The following is a 14996-nucleotide window of genomic DNA, read 5'->3' on the forward strand; positions in this document are numbered from 1 at the left end:
CGAAACCTAACCTTTCAGATGGGTCGCGAAGAACTCGTCGATGCGGCGCCAGCCGTCCACCGCCGCCTCCACCCGATACACCGGCCGGTCGACGGAGAAGAACGCGTGGCCCGCCCCCTCGTAGGAATGAAACTCGTGCGCCTTGCCCAGCCGGGTCAGCTCGGCGTCCAGCGCGGCCACCGCGGCCGGCGCCGGAAACTTGTCCTCGACTCCGAACAGCCCCAGCAGCGGACAGCTCAGGTTCGGCGCCAGGTGCAGGATCGGTTTCAGCGCTTTGGGCATGCCCTCGGGCCGATCCTCGACGATGAAGGCGCCGTAGCAGTCCACCGCGGCGTCGAACGGCAGCGAGCAGGCCGCCAGGAACGCATGCCGCCCGCCCGAGCAGTGCCCGATGACACCGAACTTCCCGTTCGCGCCCGGCAGGGAACGCAGGTGCTCGACCGCGCCTGCAGCATCGCCGACGAGTCGCTCGTCGGGCACCCCGCCGGCGGCCCGCGCCGCCGCGGCGGCGTCGTCGGGCGCGGCTCCCGGCGCCTCGCGCGAATACAGGTTCGGGGCCACCGCGTAATAGCCGTTGACGGCGAGGCGCCGGACGAACTCCTTGGTCTCGCGGTCATAGCCGGGCATGTGGTGGATCCACACGATTCCGCCGCGCGATCCCTCGGCGAGCGGCATCGCCCGGTAGGCCTCGATCTCGTCGCCGCCGTGGCCGGTGATGGTGATCGTTTCCGCGCGGATGGCGTCTGGACTGGGCGCGTTCATCGCGATGCTCCTTGTTTGGTTGCAACGGAATGCGGCATGTATGGGTGGGCCCCGCTGAACCCAACGTATCCGAACCATGCGATGGTCGAGCGGGGCACAGGTCAGTGATCTCGGGCCGGTCGCCCGTCGCAGCGCAGGCTGCCAGCTTCCTCGTTTAGCGCTGCTTGTCGCGCACTTTGTAGGTGGACGGCCACGACTTTCGGGACTCGTCTCCGGTCAGCGGGGTTCCCATCCCGCCGACCTTGACGTTGTAGGCCTCCTTACCGGGCCCCACCTCACGGTTGGCGTGTTCCTGGGCGAGGTAATACAGCTCATCGATCGTGGCTTCGTCGTAGGCGACGAACGAGGTTTCCCGCTCGACGTCGTCGATCCCGACGAGCATCCGGTCGGGCAGGTACCGCGACGCCAGCGCCGCCAGGCCCAACAGCGAGAACGGAATGACCCAGTAACAAACGAACGACAACGGGGTCTTCGTGTCGAGGATCGTGGCGTCTTCTCCCTGCACGACCGGCGGAATCGCCGAGGACACCGTCATGCCGGCGAACGCCGCGACCCAGATCCAGGTCAGGCGATTGACGATCCGGCTAAAAAGCTGGGTCTTGACGACGTCATCGGGCTGTTCCGTGGCGGCGGGCTCACGCACGAACGGCTGGCCGATCAGCAGGCTAACGAGCGCCACCAGGAAGATCCCGGCATTGCTCAGCGGCTGGATCCACCGCAGGTTGAACGCGTCGCCGAGCGTAAACGTCAGTACCGTCAGCACCAGAAACGTTGCGACGGCGCCGATTTGGAGCGGGCGCCATGGTTTGCCGGTGGCGTAGCCGATTGCCGACGCGGCGACGGCCATCGCCAAGGCGATCAGTGCGGCCGCGGCGAACGGGACGTTACCGACCAGCACCCAATAGACGATCCACGGCGCCAAGCCAAACAGCATGCCCACGATGGGTCAGTTTATGGGTGACGGATGGCGGTGCCGTCGGCGGCAAGGCCCGGTTGGGCTCAACACGTTTACGGCGTGCCCCAGTCGGACTCGAACCAACAGGCGCACTGCCGATATCGCCAGACGCGCCCGTAACGACTGAAAAGAGCGCTCACGCCGAGACGAAATTAGCCGCGGGTCACCGTCCATCCTTCTTCTTCAAGCGCTTCTTTGGCGACAAATTGGTTTTTGCGTACGGCAGCCTTCAACTGTAGATCGTGAAATGGCTTTCGCGTCTTGTAAAGCGCCTCTTGCCAGCTTTCGCGGTGTTCAACCATTTTCTCAACGATCAGAAATTCGATAACGTCTTCCAGCGTTGGCCGAAATCTCTTGCCGCCTAACGGGCCAACGGGCAAGTGCATCTTCGACAGCTCAAGGAATTCATCGGTTGGCCTCTGGCCTGCAAGTTCCCAGGCCTCAGATGAGGCGCATGCCTGTAAGTGCGCTTCGGGGTACCCTGGCTCCTCTTAGTGCTTATCTCGCTGGAAGTCGTAATGAAGCAATTCTTTCGACAAATTTTCATCTAATGCGAGCAACGTCATCGACTCTTTAACCAGCATGTACTGTCGGGCGTCATCTGCCTGCAAGTGCATGAAGAATCCGAGGTATATCTTCGCGCGCTTTCCGCTGATCGATAGCGGAATCCCGCACCGCAAATCTTGGTCTTGCTTAGTGATCTTATACCCGATATTCATGCCGTTCTTGACACCGGCGATAGGGTCACGGAGCACTGCATTAAGTCTAGGTCCGTCACAAACGGTGCCGTTGAGCATGTCGCTGAGAGAACCCGCGAGCCGACGCGCCTCTCCGCGTAAATCGAGCGTCAATCGTCAGAGGACAACGCCGTACAAGTCGCCTATCGCCATCCAGGCCAGTCGGGCGCGAGTCGACGCGTAGTTGCCGGTCCTGGCTTGCTCCGCTAACTCGTCGAAGGTGCATTCTGCGCGCCGCAAGGCGTTGTCGATAGCCTTCTTCAGATCATCTCGATTTGCCACCAACACATCGGCGCTTGGTTCGGCCACCGCAGTCATGTCTTTTACCTCTCCCTCGACCGCCTTGAGCCGACCCTGACGGTAGACGATGCCTCCGACAGGCTTTGCCAACCAATGTCACAGTATGCCCGCGAAGAGCCATGACGCACGAGCGGATAAGAAATTCCCTGGTCAATCGATGTGTCATAGGCAGACGCCCCGATTCTCAGGAGCACCAGGTCCGGGGCAGGGTCCTAGGTCCTTTTACCGTGCCCCCAGTCGGACTCGAACCGACACTGGACGGATTTTAAGTCCGCTGCCTCTGCCAATTGGGCTATGGGGGCCCGGCGGCGAATGTAGCGCGCGGAGCCTGGCGCCGGGACATCGCATCCCACCCAAAATCGGCCAAATTCCGAAGATGCGTGGCGGCCGGCGTCGGCGTAGGATCCGCGCGCCGCGCGCCGTCTCCCCGTTTTGCCGGCGGACGACAGATGACAGCCCTATGTCGCCCGACAGAACCCTGTTAAAACTGCCCGCGCCAGCGTTAAGAAGCCGTAAACGGCCGTCACCCTAGCCTTTTCAGTCGGGAATGTGGAGTCGTGGCTCGTTAGCCTTACGCCGACGCACAGGTGCCGTTACGCCAACACACAGGGTCGATGCCCCGCGTGGGGGTCGACGTTATTCCAACACTAGGAGCAACAGATGTCGTTCTTGACAACAATCCCTGAAGAGTTGCTGTCCGCGGCGACGCAGCTGGAGGGGATCGGCAATTCACTGACGGCGCAGAATGCCGGCGCTGCCGCACCGACGACCGCCATCGCTCCCGCAGCTGCGGACCCGGTATCGGCCCTGCAGGCATCGATCTTCTCGAGCTACGGCACGCTGTACCAGCAGATCGCCGCCGAAGCCCAGGCCATCCAACAGCAGTTCGTCAGCACCCTGGGGCTCAGCTCCGGTACCTACAGCGACACCGAGGCAGCCAACGTCGCTGCGTCGTCGCCGATCGATTCGCTGACCGGGTTCCTCAACCAAATAAGCACGTTCCTTGGCGGCCCGGGCAATAGCGTCGGCGGCAACCCATTGGGCCTGTCGAGCAACGGGGCCAACTTCCTCAGCTACGAGGGCGGGAACTGGGCCTCGGCCATGTCCGACTGCCTCGGCATGGCCGGTGGCGGCCTGATCGATTGGCCTGCCACCGACGCCGCCAGCGTGGCTGGGGCCGCGGACCTCGCCGGCACGACGACGCCGGTCGGCCCGGGCATGGGCGGCATGGGGGCCATGGCCGCCATGCCGGTCGCAAGCGCGGGCCAGGCGACCATGGTCGGCAAGTTGTCGGTGCCGCCGAGTTGGGCCGGTTCCTTTACCCCGGGTGTGAGCCCTGCCACGGCGGTCCAGACCGTGGGTTGGACCTCCGCCGCGCCACAGGCCGGTCCCGGAACCATCGTGCCTGGCATGCCCGGACTGGGCGCGGCCGCACGCAACAGCGCAGGCTTCGGCGCCCCGCGCTACGGCGTCAAGCCCATCGTCATGCCGAAGGTCAAGGCCGTTTAGGCGGACGCCCGCAGTCGTGCGTAGTTAAAGAAGCGACATTCCGACAAAAGAAACGGATACACAAAATGGTTTTGGATTTTGCAGCTTTGCCCCCCGAGGTCAACTCCGGACTCATGTACGCCGGTGCCGGTTCGGGACCGCTGATGGCGGCTGCGACCGCCTGGAGCAACCTGGCCGCCGAGTTGAGCACCACGGCGTCCTCCTGGGAGTCGATCATTGCGAACCTGACCTCCCAGCAGTGGACCGGCGCGGGGTCGGCAGCGGCGGCGGCCGCGGCCGAGCCGTATGTGGGCTGGCTGAGCACCACGGCCGCGGCCGCAGAGCAGGCGGCCACCCAGGCGTCGGCGTCGGCGGCCGCCTACGAGACGGCCTTCGCGGCGACGGTGCCACCGCCGGTGATCGCCGCGAACCGGTCGCTGCTGGCGGCGCTCGTCGCGACGAACTTCCTTGGCATCAACACCCCGGCGATCGCCGCCACGGAAGCCCAGTACGCCGAGATGTGGGTCCAAGACGCCCTCACGATGTACACCTACGCGGCTTCCTCGGCGGCCACCGGGGTCCTTCAGCCGCTGACGCCGGCGTCGCCGACCGCCAGCCCGGCCGCGGCCGCCACCCAAACCTCCGCGGTTTCGGCGGCGTTCGCGAATGCCACCGCCAACCCGGCGGCGTCGGGCTTGAGTGGGATCCTGAGCAATCTGACGTCGTTGACCTCGCAGCCGTTCGGTAGTGGTGTCTGGAGCTTTTTGCAAACCAACTTCCCCGAGGCGGCGAACCTCATCTATGCGCTCGACGGCCTTGGCGGCACCCTGTTCAGCTTCAACGGCGTTCAGCAGTTCGGTGTCACGGCGGCATGGTTCGTCGGTAACACCATCCCGACGTCGGTGTCGTTGATACACACGGTTGCCAACACGCCGGCGGCGATCGGCGGCTGGGCCGCCAGCGACGTGGCACCGGTCGCCGGTGCGGCCGGCGTGGCGGAAGGAACCATGGTGGGCGCGGTGGCGCCGACCGGCCTGGGCGGAGCGATGTCGGCGGGCCTGGGCGAGGCGTCCGCGGTCGGCGGTCTGTCGGTGCCGGCCAGCTGGTCGGCGGCGACCCCGGCGACGCTGGCTTCCTCGACCGCTCCGCTGGAAGGGTCGGGATGGACCGTCGCCTCCGAGGCGGGCGAGCCGGTCGCGGCGATGCCCGGCATGCCGGGAATGGCGGCGGCAGCCAAGGGTGCCGGCGCCTACGCCGGTCCGCGATACGGGTTCAAGCCCATCGTCATGCCCAAGCAGGTGGTTGTCTGACACGGGAAAAGGCGGATGTGTCACCCATTTGAGGCGAACAGTTGACCGTGAGGCCGTAATCTACCCGTTATGCGGCTACCGCCGCATAGGGCACAACTGACAAGGCTTCAACAAACTGAAAAACGAACTGAAAGTTCCGAGATAAGGAGAAAGGCAACATGGCAACACGTTTTATGACCGATCCGCACGAGATGCGGGCGATGGCGGGTCGTTTTGAGGTGCATGCGCAGACGGTGGAGGACGAGGCTCGCAAGATGTGGGCATCCTCGATGAACATCGCTGGCGCGGGTTGGAGCGGGCAGGCCCAGGCGACTTCGTACGACACCATGGGTCAGATGAATCAGGCGTTTCGCAACATCGTGAACATGCTGCACGGGGTGCGCGACGGGTTGATCCGCGACGCCAACAACTACGAGCAGCAAGAGCAGGCCTCCCAGCAAATCCTCGGCAGCTAGCGGCCGAAAACCGGCTGCTGTCCAACACTTTCAACTCAGGAGGACATAAACATGACCATCAATTACCAGTTCGGCGATGTGGACGCCCATGGCGCCACCATTCGTGCCCAGGCGGCTTCGTTGGAGGCCGAGCACCAGGCCATCGTTCGTGATGTGCTGGCCGCTGGGGACTTTTGGGGTGGCTCCGGGTCGGTGGCCTGCCAGGAGTTCATCACCCAGTTGGGCCGCAACTTCCAGGTGATCTACGAGCAGGCCAACGCCCACGGGCAAAAGGTGCAGACCGCCGGCAGCAACATGGCCAGCACCGACAGCGCCGTCGGCTCCAGCTGGGCCTGACACCGCAGCTTCAGGCGGGGCCGCACACCGATCGGTGTGCGGCCCCGTTGTCTGTCCAACCGTCGAATTACGTTGCGCCGCTGACCGTTCTATCCGGCCACCGGCGAACGCGGAATCAGCGAGGAGCGGAACCCGATCCGCTGAACCGTACCGTCGGACTCGCGCCCGACCATACCGCCCAAGGGCAGCTTGGAAATGCCCGCGCCGGGCGCCGACCCCGGCACCGCACCCCACCCGCCTGGCATGACGTTGGCGTCGAGAGCGGGCAGCGGCGTAACCGACGACACCGCCTCGGCCCAACTCGGTGGTACCGACAAGGTACCGAGTGCGGACGCTTGGCCGACGCCCACCGAGGCGCTTTCGCCGAGGCCGCCCACACCGCCCAGCCCTAGGCTTCCCAGACCGTCACCCAACTCCCCCGGAGCGGGAAAGCCGGAAACCCCCTCGGCGCCCAGAATCGACCCGGCGCCCGCGAAGTCCAGCGACAGGCCGTATCCGTCGAAACCGAGTCCGGCTCCGTCGGAGCCCAATCCGGCACCATCAGCACCCAGGCCGGCGGCATCGGAACCAATGCCGACCACGTCAAACAGGCCGGTCGCCCCGCTCCCGCCCAACACCGATGTCAGGCTCGACGTCAAGCCGGACACGACCCCCGCCCCGGTGCTGGCACTCTTGGTCGCGGTTTTACTGGACGCGCTGGTCAGGCTCGACAGCGCGCTGATCGGCGCGGAAGCTCCCGACGATCCCAGCGACGCCCCGGTGCCCATCGCCGCCTGCGACAGGCCCGCGCTCGACGACGATCCCGGAGTCGCCAGACCCTGCAGGGCTTGGGGCACTGAGGACATCAACTGAGTCGACATCGTCTGAACGTTGCCGCCGGCCTGGGTGCCGGCCGTTTGGGCGACGGCACCGGCTTGGCCGGCAAGCCCGCCCGGGTTGGTCGTTTGTGGCGGCGACGTGAAGGTGCTGAACATTGATGCGGAAGCCGAGGTGGCGGCGTAGTTGTACATGGTCATCGCGTCCTGGGCCCACATTTCGGCGTACTCGGCCTCGGTCGCCATGATCGCCGGCGTGTTCTGCCCGAGGAAGTTGGTCGCGATCAACGCCATGAGCTGCGCGCGGTTGGCCGCGATCAGCGGCGGCGGCACCGTCATCGCGTAGGCCGTGTCGAAGGCCGTCGCGGCGGCCGTGGCCTGGGTGGCGGCCTGCTCGCACTGCTCAGCGGTAATCGTCATCCACGACACATAGGGCGCGACCGCGGCGGCCATCGACATCGACGTCGGCCCCAGCCACGCCTCGTCGGCGAGGCTCGAGACCACCGACTGATAACCGCTGGCGGCGGTCTGCAGCTCGGCGGCCAGCGACTCCCATCCCGCGGAGGCGGCCAGCATCGTCGCCGGCCCAGGACCCGTATACATCCGGCCGGAGTTGATCTCTGGTGGCAATGCGCCAAAGTCCATCGCCTATCCCCATCTCTTGGTTGAGTTTGCTGGCCCGGTTCCACGCGACTCGCCTCGCCGTCCTCGGCGCCGCGCCACACCGGCGTCGCCGAAAACGGGCCGCAGGCCCGGGAAGGCCGCGCGCCGCCCCGACTGCCGAGGGCGACGAGGCGTGTGGCCGCACGCACGGGCGTCGCCGTCGACGCCCGTCGTCATCACCCGTTCGGAAAGACTCGAACCGGACACATTTCGGGCGACCGTTGGAGAGCCCGCGAAACCGCAGGCCTGAAAGTCGCCGACCGTCGCTGAGGTGATTTCCGATGGTGCATTCAGAACTCGCGTTAGGAAAAGCATTGAGATCTACCGTTATTCGTAACTTTACGTAACTTTGCGTTAACGAAAGGCGGGACACCGTCGTCCCGGCCGTCGTGCGTGCATATCGAGGTCCGACGGCAGTCCACTGAAGCGCGGCATCTCGTAATCAACGAAATTCATTCCCATGCCGATGGTTTGGGGAGCTACCCCTCGAAAATGGCTCAACTCCGTCAAACCAGCGACCATGCGTCCCAGTATTTTTGGGAAATGAGCTCAATATCAACGTCGCTGATGCAACACATATAAAACACATATTTGTGCCGGTCGCGGTGTGAGCTGGGGAACAGAGTTTTATTTGAGAACTCTATGAAGTCCGTGACAACCGCATGTGCGCTTGCGAGAATGTAGGAACATGACCGCAATGTCGGGACACGCGAGCAGCCAGCGACCACGCCAGGCGATCCTTGGGCAGCTGCCCCGCATCTACCGCACCGATGGCTCACCCATCCGGGTTTTGCTGGTGGACGACGAGCCGGCGCTGACCAACCTGGTGAAGATGGCGCTGCACTACGAAGGCTGGGTCGTCGACATCGCCCACAACGGGCGCGAGGCCATCGCGAAGTTCGACAGCGTCAATCCCGACGTCCTGGTCCTCGACATCATGCTTCCCGACGTGGACGGGCTGCGAATACTGCAGCGGATCCGCGAATCCGATTCCTACACCCCCACACTGTTCCTCACCGCGCGCGATTCGGTCATGGACCGGGTCACCGGCCTGACCGCGGGCGCCGACGATTACATGACCAAGCCGTTCAGCCTCGAGGAACTGGTCGCCCGACTGCGCGGGTTGCTACGCAGATCCACCCAGCAAACCCCGCCCGCCCCCGAAAGCCTGAAGGTCGGCGACCTGCGCGTCGACACCGCCAGCCGCGAGGTCATCCGCGACGGCACGCCAATATCGCTTTCTTCGACCGAGTTCGAGCTGCTTCGCTTCCTCATGCGCAATCCCCGTCGCGCGTTGAGCCGCACCGAAATCCTCGACAGGGTATGGAATTACGACTTCGCCGGGCGCACCAGCATCGTCGATCTGTACATCTCGTACCTGAGGAAGAAGATCGACTCCGGCAGGGAGCCGATGATCCACACCGTCCGCGGTGTTGGATACATGCTGCGACCGCCGGAATGACCGGAGCGCGAACCACTCCGTGGTGGCGCCCGCACTCGTTGCTCCGACAGCTGGTATTGGGCGTGTCGGCCGTCGTGACGATCGTCCTGATGGTGGTCGGCGTGGTGTCCGTCCTGAATTTGCGAACCTATGTCACCGCCATGAACGACGCCGAGGTCGCGGAATCCCTGGACGCACTGAATCATTCGTTCGCCAAGTACCACCAGGACGATGCGGAGCATCACGATAGATCGGATATCGGGCGTGCGCTTCTGGGGTTCACCGGACAGAATGCGGGCAACGTCATCGCCGTGCTCCACGACGGCCACGTGATCGGCTCGGCGATCTTTTTCGACGACGGCCCGCGACCTGCCCCGCCCGATGTCGTTGCGGCCGTCGAGGCGCAGACCTGGCAGGACGGCCTGCCGCGCACCGTGACACTGGGCGGCCTCGGTTCGTTCCGGGTGGACAGCCAAAGCGTCGACGGCACCGACGACCGCCTCCTCGTCGGGGTGTCGGTGAACTTCATCAACCGGACCGTCGGAGGCCGAATAGTCACTCTCGCAGTGTTTTTGGTTGCGGTGCTGCTGATCACGGCCGCGCTCACGGCCTGGGTGGTCAGCTACGCGCTGCGCCCGCTGCGCCGCGTCGCCGCGACCGCCGGGGAGGTCGCCGCCATGCCGCTCGTCGGCGACGACCACCGGATCGGCGCGCGGGTCCAGCCCGGTGACACCGATCCGGACAACGAAGTCGGGATCGTCGGGCATACCTTGAATCGGTTGCTGGACAACGTGGATGGCGCCCTGGCCCATCGCGCCGAATCCGATCGGCGGATGCGGCAATTCATCACCGACGCCAGCCACGAGCTGCGAACCCCGCTGGCGGCGATCCAGGGATACGCCGAACTGACCCGCCAGGACAGCTCGGCGCTGCCGCCGACCACCGAATACGCGCTGGCCCGCATCGAGTCCGAAGCGCGCCGGATGGCGCTGCTTGTCGACGAGCTGCTGCTGCTCTCGCGCCTGGGCGAGGGCGAAGACCTGCAGACCCAAGACGTCGACCTGGCCGAGCTCGTCATCAATGCGGTGAACGACGCGGCCGTCGCGGCGCCGACCCACCGCTGGGTCAAGGAGCTGCCCGAGGAACCGGTGTGGGTTCGCGGGGATCACGCCCGGCTCCACCAGCTGGTGAGCAATCTGCTCAGCAATGCCCGGCTGCACACGCCGCCCGACGTCACGGTGACCACGGGGATCACTTGCCATCCCGGCAACCCCGATGCCCCCTACGCGGAGTTGACCGTCGCCGACAATGGCCCCGGCATTGACGCGGAACTCCTTCCCCGGCTGTTCGAGCGGTTCGTCCGCGCGGACACGTCCAGGTCTTACGGTTCGGGCATCGGGCTGGGCCTGGCCATCGTGAATTCGATCGTCAAGGCACACCAAGGCTCGGTCACCGCCGAATCCGCCAATGGCAGAACGGTTTTCCGGGTTCGGCTTCCGCTGATCGAAGACCCGGCCATAGGCCGGCACGCCGCAAAGCGCCGTTGATTGGCAAACCGTTCGACGAGAGAATTCGGGCGTAAAGAAAACGTAAAGGTGCCCTGGGGCGCCGTTAGGAAAGTGTCAACCAAAGGCCCTACCGAAGCGGTCCCGTCTACTTTCAAGCTGACCTTGCCTCCGAGGGCTGCGCTGTGGCTGACCTCGATGAGGTCCTTTCGTATGCACGTGATTGGCGCCGAACGGAGACAAGATGGGCGTGTTGATATACGTCGTGCTGACGGTGGCGGTGTTCGCCGTGCTCGGCCTGGCGCAGAAGTTGGTCGAGCGGCTGTGAGCTACGAAAACGTCGTCGGCTTGGTGCTTTCCATCCTTCTCGCGCTGTTTCTCGGCTGCGCCCTGCTGTTCCCGGAGAGGTTCTAGTGAGCACCACGGCGGCGGGGCTGATCTTCCTCGCCGTTCTCGTCGCAGCACTGGTCGTGGTGCATGTGCCCTTCGGCGACTACATGTTTCGGGTGTACACGTCGGAGAAGGACCTCTACGCCGAACGGGTGATCTATCGGCTGATCGGTGTCGACGCGCGCTCGGAGCAAACCTGGGGCGCCTACGCCCGAAGCGTCTTGGCGTTTTCCTCGATCAGCATCCTCTTCCTGTTCGTGTTCCAGCTGGTGCAGGGCAAGTTGCCGTTGCACCTGCACGATCCGGCCACCCAGATGACGCCTGGGCTGGCGTGGAACACCGCGGTCAGCTTCGTCACCAACACCAACTGGCAGGCCTACTCCGGCGAATCGACGCAGGGCCATCTGGTGCAGATGGCCGGGCTGGCGGTGCAGAACTTCGTCTCGGCCGCCGTCGGCATGGCCGTGGCGGTCGCGCTGGTGCGCGGGTTTGCCCGCAGGCGCACCGGCGATCTGGGGAACTTCTGGGTCGACCTGGTGCGCGGCACGCTGCGCATCCTGCTGCCGATCGCAGTCATCAGTGCGGTCCTGCTCGTTGCGGGTGGGGCGATCCAGAACTTCCATCTGCACGACCAAATTGTCACCACCCTTAACGGCACCCAGCAGACCATCACCGGCGGCCCGGTCGCCAGCCAGGAAGTCATCAAGGAACTCGGCACCAACGGCGGCGGCTTCTACAACGGCAACTCCGCGCACCCGTTTGAGAACCCCACCGCGTGGACCAACTGGCTGGAGATCTTTCTGATCGCGGTCATTGGCTTCTCGCTGCCCCGCACGTTCGGCCGCATGGTGGGCAGCACCAAGCAGGGCTTCGCGATCGCCGCGGTCATGGCGACGTTGGCCCTGGTCAGCTCCGGCATGGCGATGTGGATGCAACTGCAGCACCACGGCACCGTGCCGACCGCCGTCAGCCGGGCGATGGAGGGAGTCGAACAGCGGTTGGGTGTCGCCGACTCGGCGGTGTTCGCCGCCGCGACCACACTTACCTCTACCGGTGCCGTCGATTCGACTCACGACTCCTACACCAGCCTCGGTGGCATGGTCGCGATGTTCAACATGCAGCTCGGGGAGGTCGCGCCCGGCGGCACCGGATCCGGTCTGTACGGCATGCTGATCCTGGCGGTGATCACCGTCTTCGTCGCCGGCCTGATGGTCGGGCGCACACCGGAATACCTCGGCAAGAAGATCAACCCCCGCGAAATCAAGCTCGCCGCAAGCTATTTCCTGGTGACGCCGCTGATCGTGCTGATCGGCACCGCGATCGCGATGGCACTGCCCGGCGAACGCGCCGGCATGCTCAACGGCGGCCCGCACGGGCTGTCCGAAGTCTTGTACGGGTTCACCTCGGCGGCCAACAACAACGGGTCGGCCTTCGCCGGACTGTCCGCCAACACCAACTGGTACAACACCGCCCTCGGGCTGGCCATGGTCTTCGGCAGGTTCCTGCCGATCGTGCTCGTGCTCGCCCTGGCCGGCTCGCTGGCCAAGCAGGGCGCCACGCCGCAATCGGCCGGCACACTGCCCACGCATCGGCCGCAGTTCGTCGGAATGGTCGCCGGGGTCACGGTGATTCTCGTCGCCCTCACTTTCCTGCCCATGCTGGCGCTCGGGCCTCTCGCCGAAGGAATCCACTGATGACCGTCACCGTCGATTCGTCTGCGCCGACGCAGCCGACCCACGCAATCCCGAAACGGGTGCAGGGCGGCCTGCTCGACCCCAAGATGCTGTGGAAGTCGGTGCCGCACGCGCTGCGCAAGCTCGACCCGCGGACCCTGTGGCGCAACCCGGTGATGTTCATCGTCGAGATCGGCGCCGCCTGGAGCACCTGGTTGGCGATCGCCAACGAAACATGGTTCGCCTGGTTGATCGTGGTCTGGCTTTGGCTGACGGTGCTTTTCGCCAACCTCGCCGAGGCGGTGGCCGAAGGGCGCGGCAAGGCCCAGGCCGAGACGCTGCGCAAAGCGAAGACCCATACCCTGGCCCGGCGGCTGAGAGACTGGAAACCCGGCGCTTCCGCCGTGGAGGAAGAGGTTGCCGCGCCGCTGCTGCAACAGGGCGACATCGTCGTGGTCGAGGCCGGGCAGGTGATACCGGGCGACGGCGACGTGGTGGAAGGCATTGCCTCGGTGGATGAATCGGCGATCACCGGCGAGTCGGCGCCGGTGATCCGCGAGTCCGGCGGTGATCGTTCGGCGGTCACCGGCGGCACCACCGTGCTGAGCGACCGGATCGTCGTGCACATCACCCAAAAGCCTGGGGAAAGCTTCATCGACCGGATGATCACGCTCGTCGAGGGCGCCAACCGGCAGAAAACCCCCAACGAGATCGCGCTGAACATCCTGCTGGCCGCGTTGACGATCATCTTCGTGTTCGCCGTCGCCACCCTGCAGCCGCTGGCGATCTATTCCAAGATGAACAATCCGGGCGTCCCAGACACCCAGGCGCTCAACGCAAGTGGCGTCACCGGAATCGTGATGGTGTCGCTACTGGTGTGCCTGATCCCCACGACGATCGGCGCGCTGCTGTCGGCCATCGGCATCGCCGGCATGGACCGGCTGGTGCAGCGCAACGTGCTGGCGATGTCGGGGCGCGCGGTGGAGGCCGCCGGCGACGTCAACACCTTGCTGCTCGACAAGACCGGCACCATCACCCTGGGCAACCGGCAGGCCTCCGCCTTCGTTCCCCTCGACGGCGTCACCCCTGAGCGGCTGGCCGACGCCGCGCAGTTGTCCAGCCTCGCCGACGAAACGCCCGAGGGGCGTTCGGTCGTCGTGTTCGCCAAGCAGCACTTCGGGCTGCGCGCACGCACGCCCGGCGAACTCACGCACGCCGAATGGGTGGCGTTTTCGGCCGCGACACGGATGTCGGGCGTCGACCTCGACGGGCACCTGCTGCGCAAGGGCGCCGCCAGCTCGGTCGCGGAATGGGTGCGCGCCCAAGGCGGTAAGGTGCCCTCCCAGCTCGGCGTGATCGTCGACGGCATCTCCGCCGGTGGCGGCACCCCGCTCGTCGTCGGGGAGCGCCTTGGCGGCAAGGCCGCCGTGCTCGGTGTCATCCACCTCAAGGACGTCGTCAAGCAGGGCATGCGCGAGCGGTTCGACGAGATGCGGCGAATGGGCATCCGGACGGTGATGATCACCGGCGATAACCCGTTGACCGCCAAGGCGATTGCCGACGAGGCCGGTGTCGACGACTTCCTCGCCGAGGCCACGCCTGAGGACAAGCTCGCGCTGATCAAGCGCGAGCAGGAAGGCGGCAAGCTGGTCGCGATGACCGGTGACGGCACCAATGACGCGCCCGCCCTGGCCCAGGCCGACGTCGGCGTGGCGATGAACACCGGCACGTCGGCCGCCAAGGAGGCCGGCAACATGGTCGACCTCGACTCCGACCCCACCAAGCTCATCGAGATCGTGGAAATCGGCAAGCAGCTGTTGATCACGCGCGGGGCGTTGACCACGTTTTCGATCGCCAACGACATCGCGAAGTACTTCGCGATCATCCCGGCAATGTTCGTCGCGCTGTTCCCCGGCCTGGATCTGATTAACGTCATGCGGCTGCACAGCCCGCAATCGGCGATCCTCTCGGCGGTGATCTTCAACGCCGTCATCATCGTCATGCTGATTCCCCTGTCGCTGCGCGGCGTCCGCTACACGCCGAGCAGCGCGTCAAAACTGTTGAGCCGCAACCTCTACATCTACGGGATTGGCGGCATCATCGCCCCGTTCATCGGGATCAAGCTAATCGACCTGATCGTCCAATTCGTCCCAGGGATGTCCTGAC

Annotated in this window: 16 protein-coding genes and 1 tRNA gene; 10 read left to right on the forward strand and 7 right to left on the reverse strand. The window is 65.3% G+C overall.

Going from position 1 to position 14996, the window contains the following annotated elements; genetic code table 11:
* Window positions 1-6: 6 nt before the first annotated feature.
* From K3U93_RS19230 to K3U93_RS19255, 6 genes are all read right to left on the reverse strand, one after another.
* The gene (locus tag K3U93_RS19230; RefSeq protein WP_083012663.1) at window positions 7-762 is read right to left on the reverse strand and encodes a dienelactone hydrolase family protein; all 756 of its coding nucleotides are present in this window, start codon (window positions 760-762) and stop codon (window positions 7-9) included.
* Between the two features lie 154 nt (window positions 763-916).
* A complete protein-coding gene (locus K3U93_RS19235; RefSeq protein WP_083012665.1) occupies window positions 917-1702 on the reverse strand; it encodes a DUF3159 domain-containing protein in 786 nt (261 codons plus the stop codon).
* A gap of 167 nt (window positions 1703-1869) precedes the next feature.
* The gene (locus K3U93_RS19240) at window positions 1870-2103 is read right to left on the reverse strand and encodes a hypothetical protein (protein WP_083012666.1); all 234 of its coding nucleotides are present in this window, start codon (window positions 2101-2103) and stop codon (window positions 1870-1872) included.
* A 105-nt stretch (window positions 2104-2208) separates the two neighbouring features.
* Window positions 2209-2568 (reverse strand): hypothetical protein, encoded by a 360-nt coding sequence (locus tag K3U93_RS19245; RefSeq protein ID WP_139797210.1) that lies wholly within the window; start codon window positions 2566-2568, stop codon window positions 2209-2211.
* 3 nt (window positions 2569-2571) lie between these two features.
* A complete protein-coding gene (locus K3U93_RS19250; protein WP_230981428.1) occupies window positions 2572-2844 on the reverse strand; it encodes a hypothetical protein in 273 nt (90 codons plus the stop codon).
* A 138-nt stretch (window positions 2845-2982) separates the two neighbouring features.
* A tRNA-Leu gene (locus K3U93_RS19255) sits at window positions 2983-3056 on the reverse strand.
* 358 nt (window positions 3057-3414) lie between these two features.
* Between K3U93_RS19255 and K3U93_RS19260 the strand changes: the two genes are divergently transcribed.
* The 4 genes from K3U93_RS19260 to K3U93_RS19275 all read left to right on the forward strand — a co-directional run bounded on the left by K3U93_RS19260 (window position 3415) and on the right by K3U93_RS19275 (window position 6343).
* Window positions 3415-4263, forward strand: coding sequence for a PPE family protein, SVP subgroup (locus K3U93_RS19260; RefSeq protein WP_071512425.1), 849 nt, complete (start codon window positions 3415-3417; stop codon window positions 4261-4263).
* A gap of 65 nt (window positions 4264-4328) precedes the next feature.
* The gene (locus tag K3U93_RS19265; RefSeq protein ID WP_071512426.1) at window positions 4329-5552 is read left to right on the forward strand and encodes a PPE family protein; all 1224 of its coding nucleotides are present in this window, start codon (window positions 4329-4331) and stop codon (window positions 5550-5552) included.
* A 158-nt stretch (window positions 5553-5710) separates the two neighbouring features.
* Window positions 5711-6007 (forward strand): WXG100 family type VII secretion target, encoded by a 297-nt coding sequence (locus K3U93_RS19270; protein ID WP_066914021.1) that lies wholly within the window; start codon window positions 5711-5713, stop codon window positions 6005-6007.
* 51 nt (window positions 6008-6058) lie between these two features.
* Complete coding sequence (locus tag K3U93_RS19275) at window positions 6059-6343, forward strand: WXG100 family type VII secretion target (RefSeq protein ID WP_071509402.1); 285 nt, start codon at window positions 6059-6061, stop codon at window positions 6341-6343.
* An 89-nt stretch (window positions 6344-6432) separates the two neighbouring features.
* On the opposite strand, the gene K3U93_RS19280 is transcribed toward K3U93_RS19275, so the two are convergent.
* Window positions 6433-7803: a PPE family protein gene (locus K3U93_RS19280; protein WP_083011532.1), complete on the reverse strand. Its 1371-nt coding sequence runs from the start codon at window positions 7801-7803 to the stop codon at window positions 6433-6435.
* Window positions 7804-8509: 706 nt separating this feature from the next.
* Between K3U93_RS19280 and K3U93_RS19285 the strand changes: the two genes are divergently transcribed.
* The 6 genes from K3U93_RS19285 to kdpB all read left to right on the forward strand — a co-directional run bounded on the left by K3U93_RS19285 (window position 8510) and on the right by kdpB (window position 14995).
* Window positions 8510-9283: a response regulator transcription factor gene (locus tag K3U93_RS19285; RefSeq protein WP_071512428.1), complete on the forward strand. Its 774-nt coding sequence runs from the start codon at window positions 8510-8512 to the stop codon at window positions 9281-9283.
* Window positions 9280-10809 carry a sensor histidine kinase gene (locus K3U93_RS19290; protein WP_071512429.1) on the forward strand — a complete coding sequence of 510 codons (1530 nt, stop codon included), beginning with the start codon at window positions 9280-9282 and terminating at the stop codon, window positions 10807-10809. The genes K3U93_RS19285 and K3U93_RS19290 overlap by 4 nt, the downstream gene beginning before the upstream one ends.
* A 202-nt stretch (window positions 10810-11011) precedes the next feature.
* A complete protein-coding gene (locus K3U93_RS19295; protein ID WP_139797125.1) occupies window positions 11012-11095 on the forward strand; it encodes a potassium ABC transporter ATPase in 84 nt (27 codons plus the stop codon).
* Window positions 11092-11181 carry a potassium-transporting ATPase subunit F gene (locus K3U93_RS19300; protein WP_139797116.1) on the forward strand — a complete coding sequence of 30 codons (90 nt, stop codon included), beginning with the start codon at window positions 11092-11094 and terminating at the stop codon, window positions 11179-11181. Before K3U93_RS19295 ends, K3U93_RS19300 begins: the two co-directional genes overlap by 4 nt.
* On the forward strand, window positions 11181-12851 hold the full coding sequence (kdpA, locus tag K3U93_RS19305) for a potassium-transporting ATPase subunit KdpA (RefSeq protein ID WP_071512431.1): 1671 nt from the start codon (window positions 11181-11183) through the stop codon (window positions 12849-12851). Before K3U93_RS19300 ends, kdpA begins: the two co-directional genes overlap by 1 nt.
* Window positions 12851-14995, forward strand: a complete 2145-nt coding sequence (gene kdpB / locus K3U93_RS19310) for a potassium-transporting ATPase subunit KdpB (protein WP_083011533.1) — start codon at window positions 12851-12853, stop codon at window positions 14993-14995. Before kdpA ends, kdpB begins: the two co-directional genes overlap by 1 nt.
* Window position 14996 lies beyond the last annotated feature (1 nt).

The organism is Mycobacterium malmoense (genome assembly GCF_019645855.1).
GTDB classification, from domain to species: Bacteria; Actinomycetota; Actinomycetes; order Mycobacteriales; family Mycobacteriaceae; genus Mycobacterium; species Mycobacterium malmoense.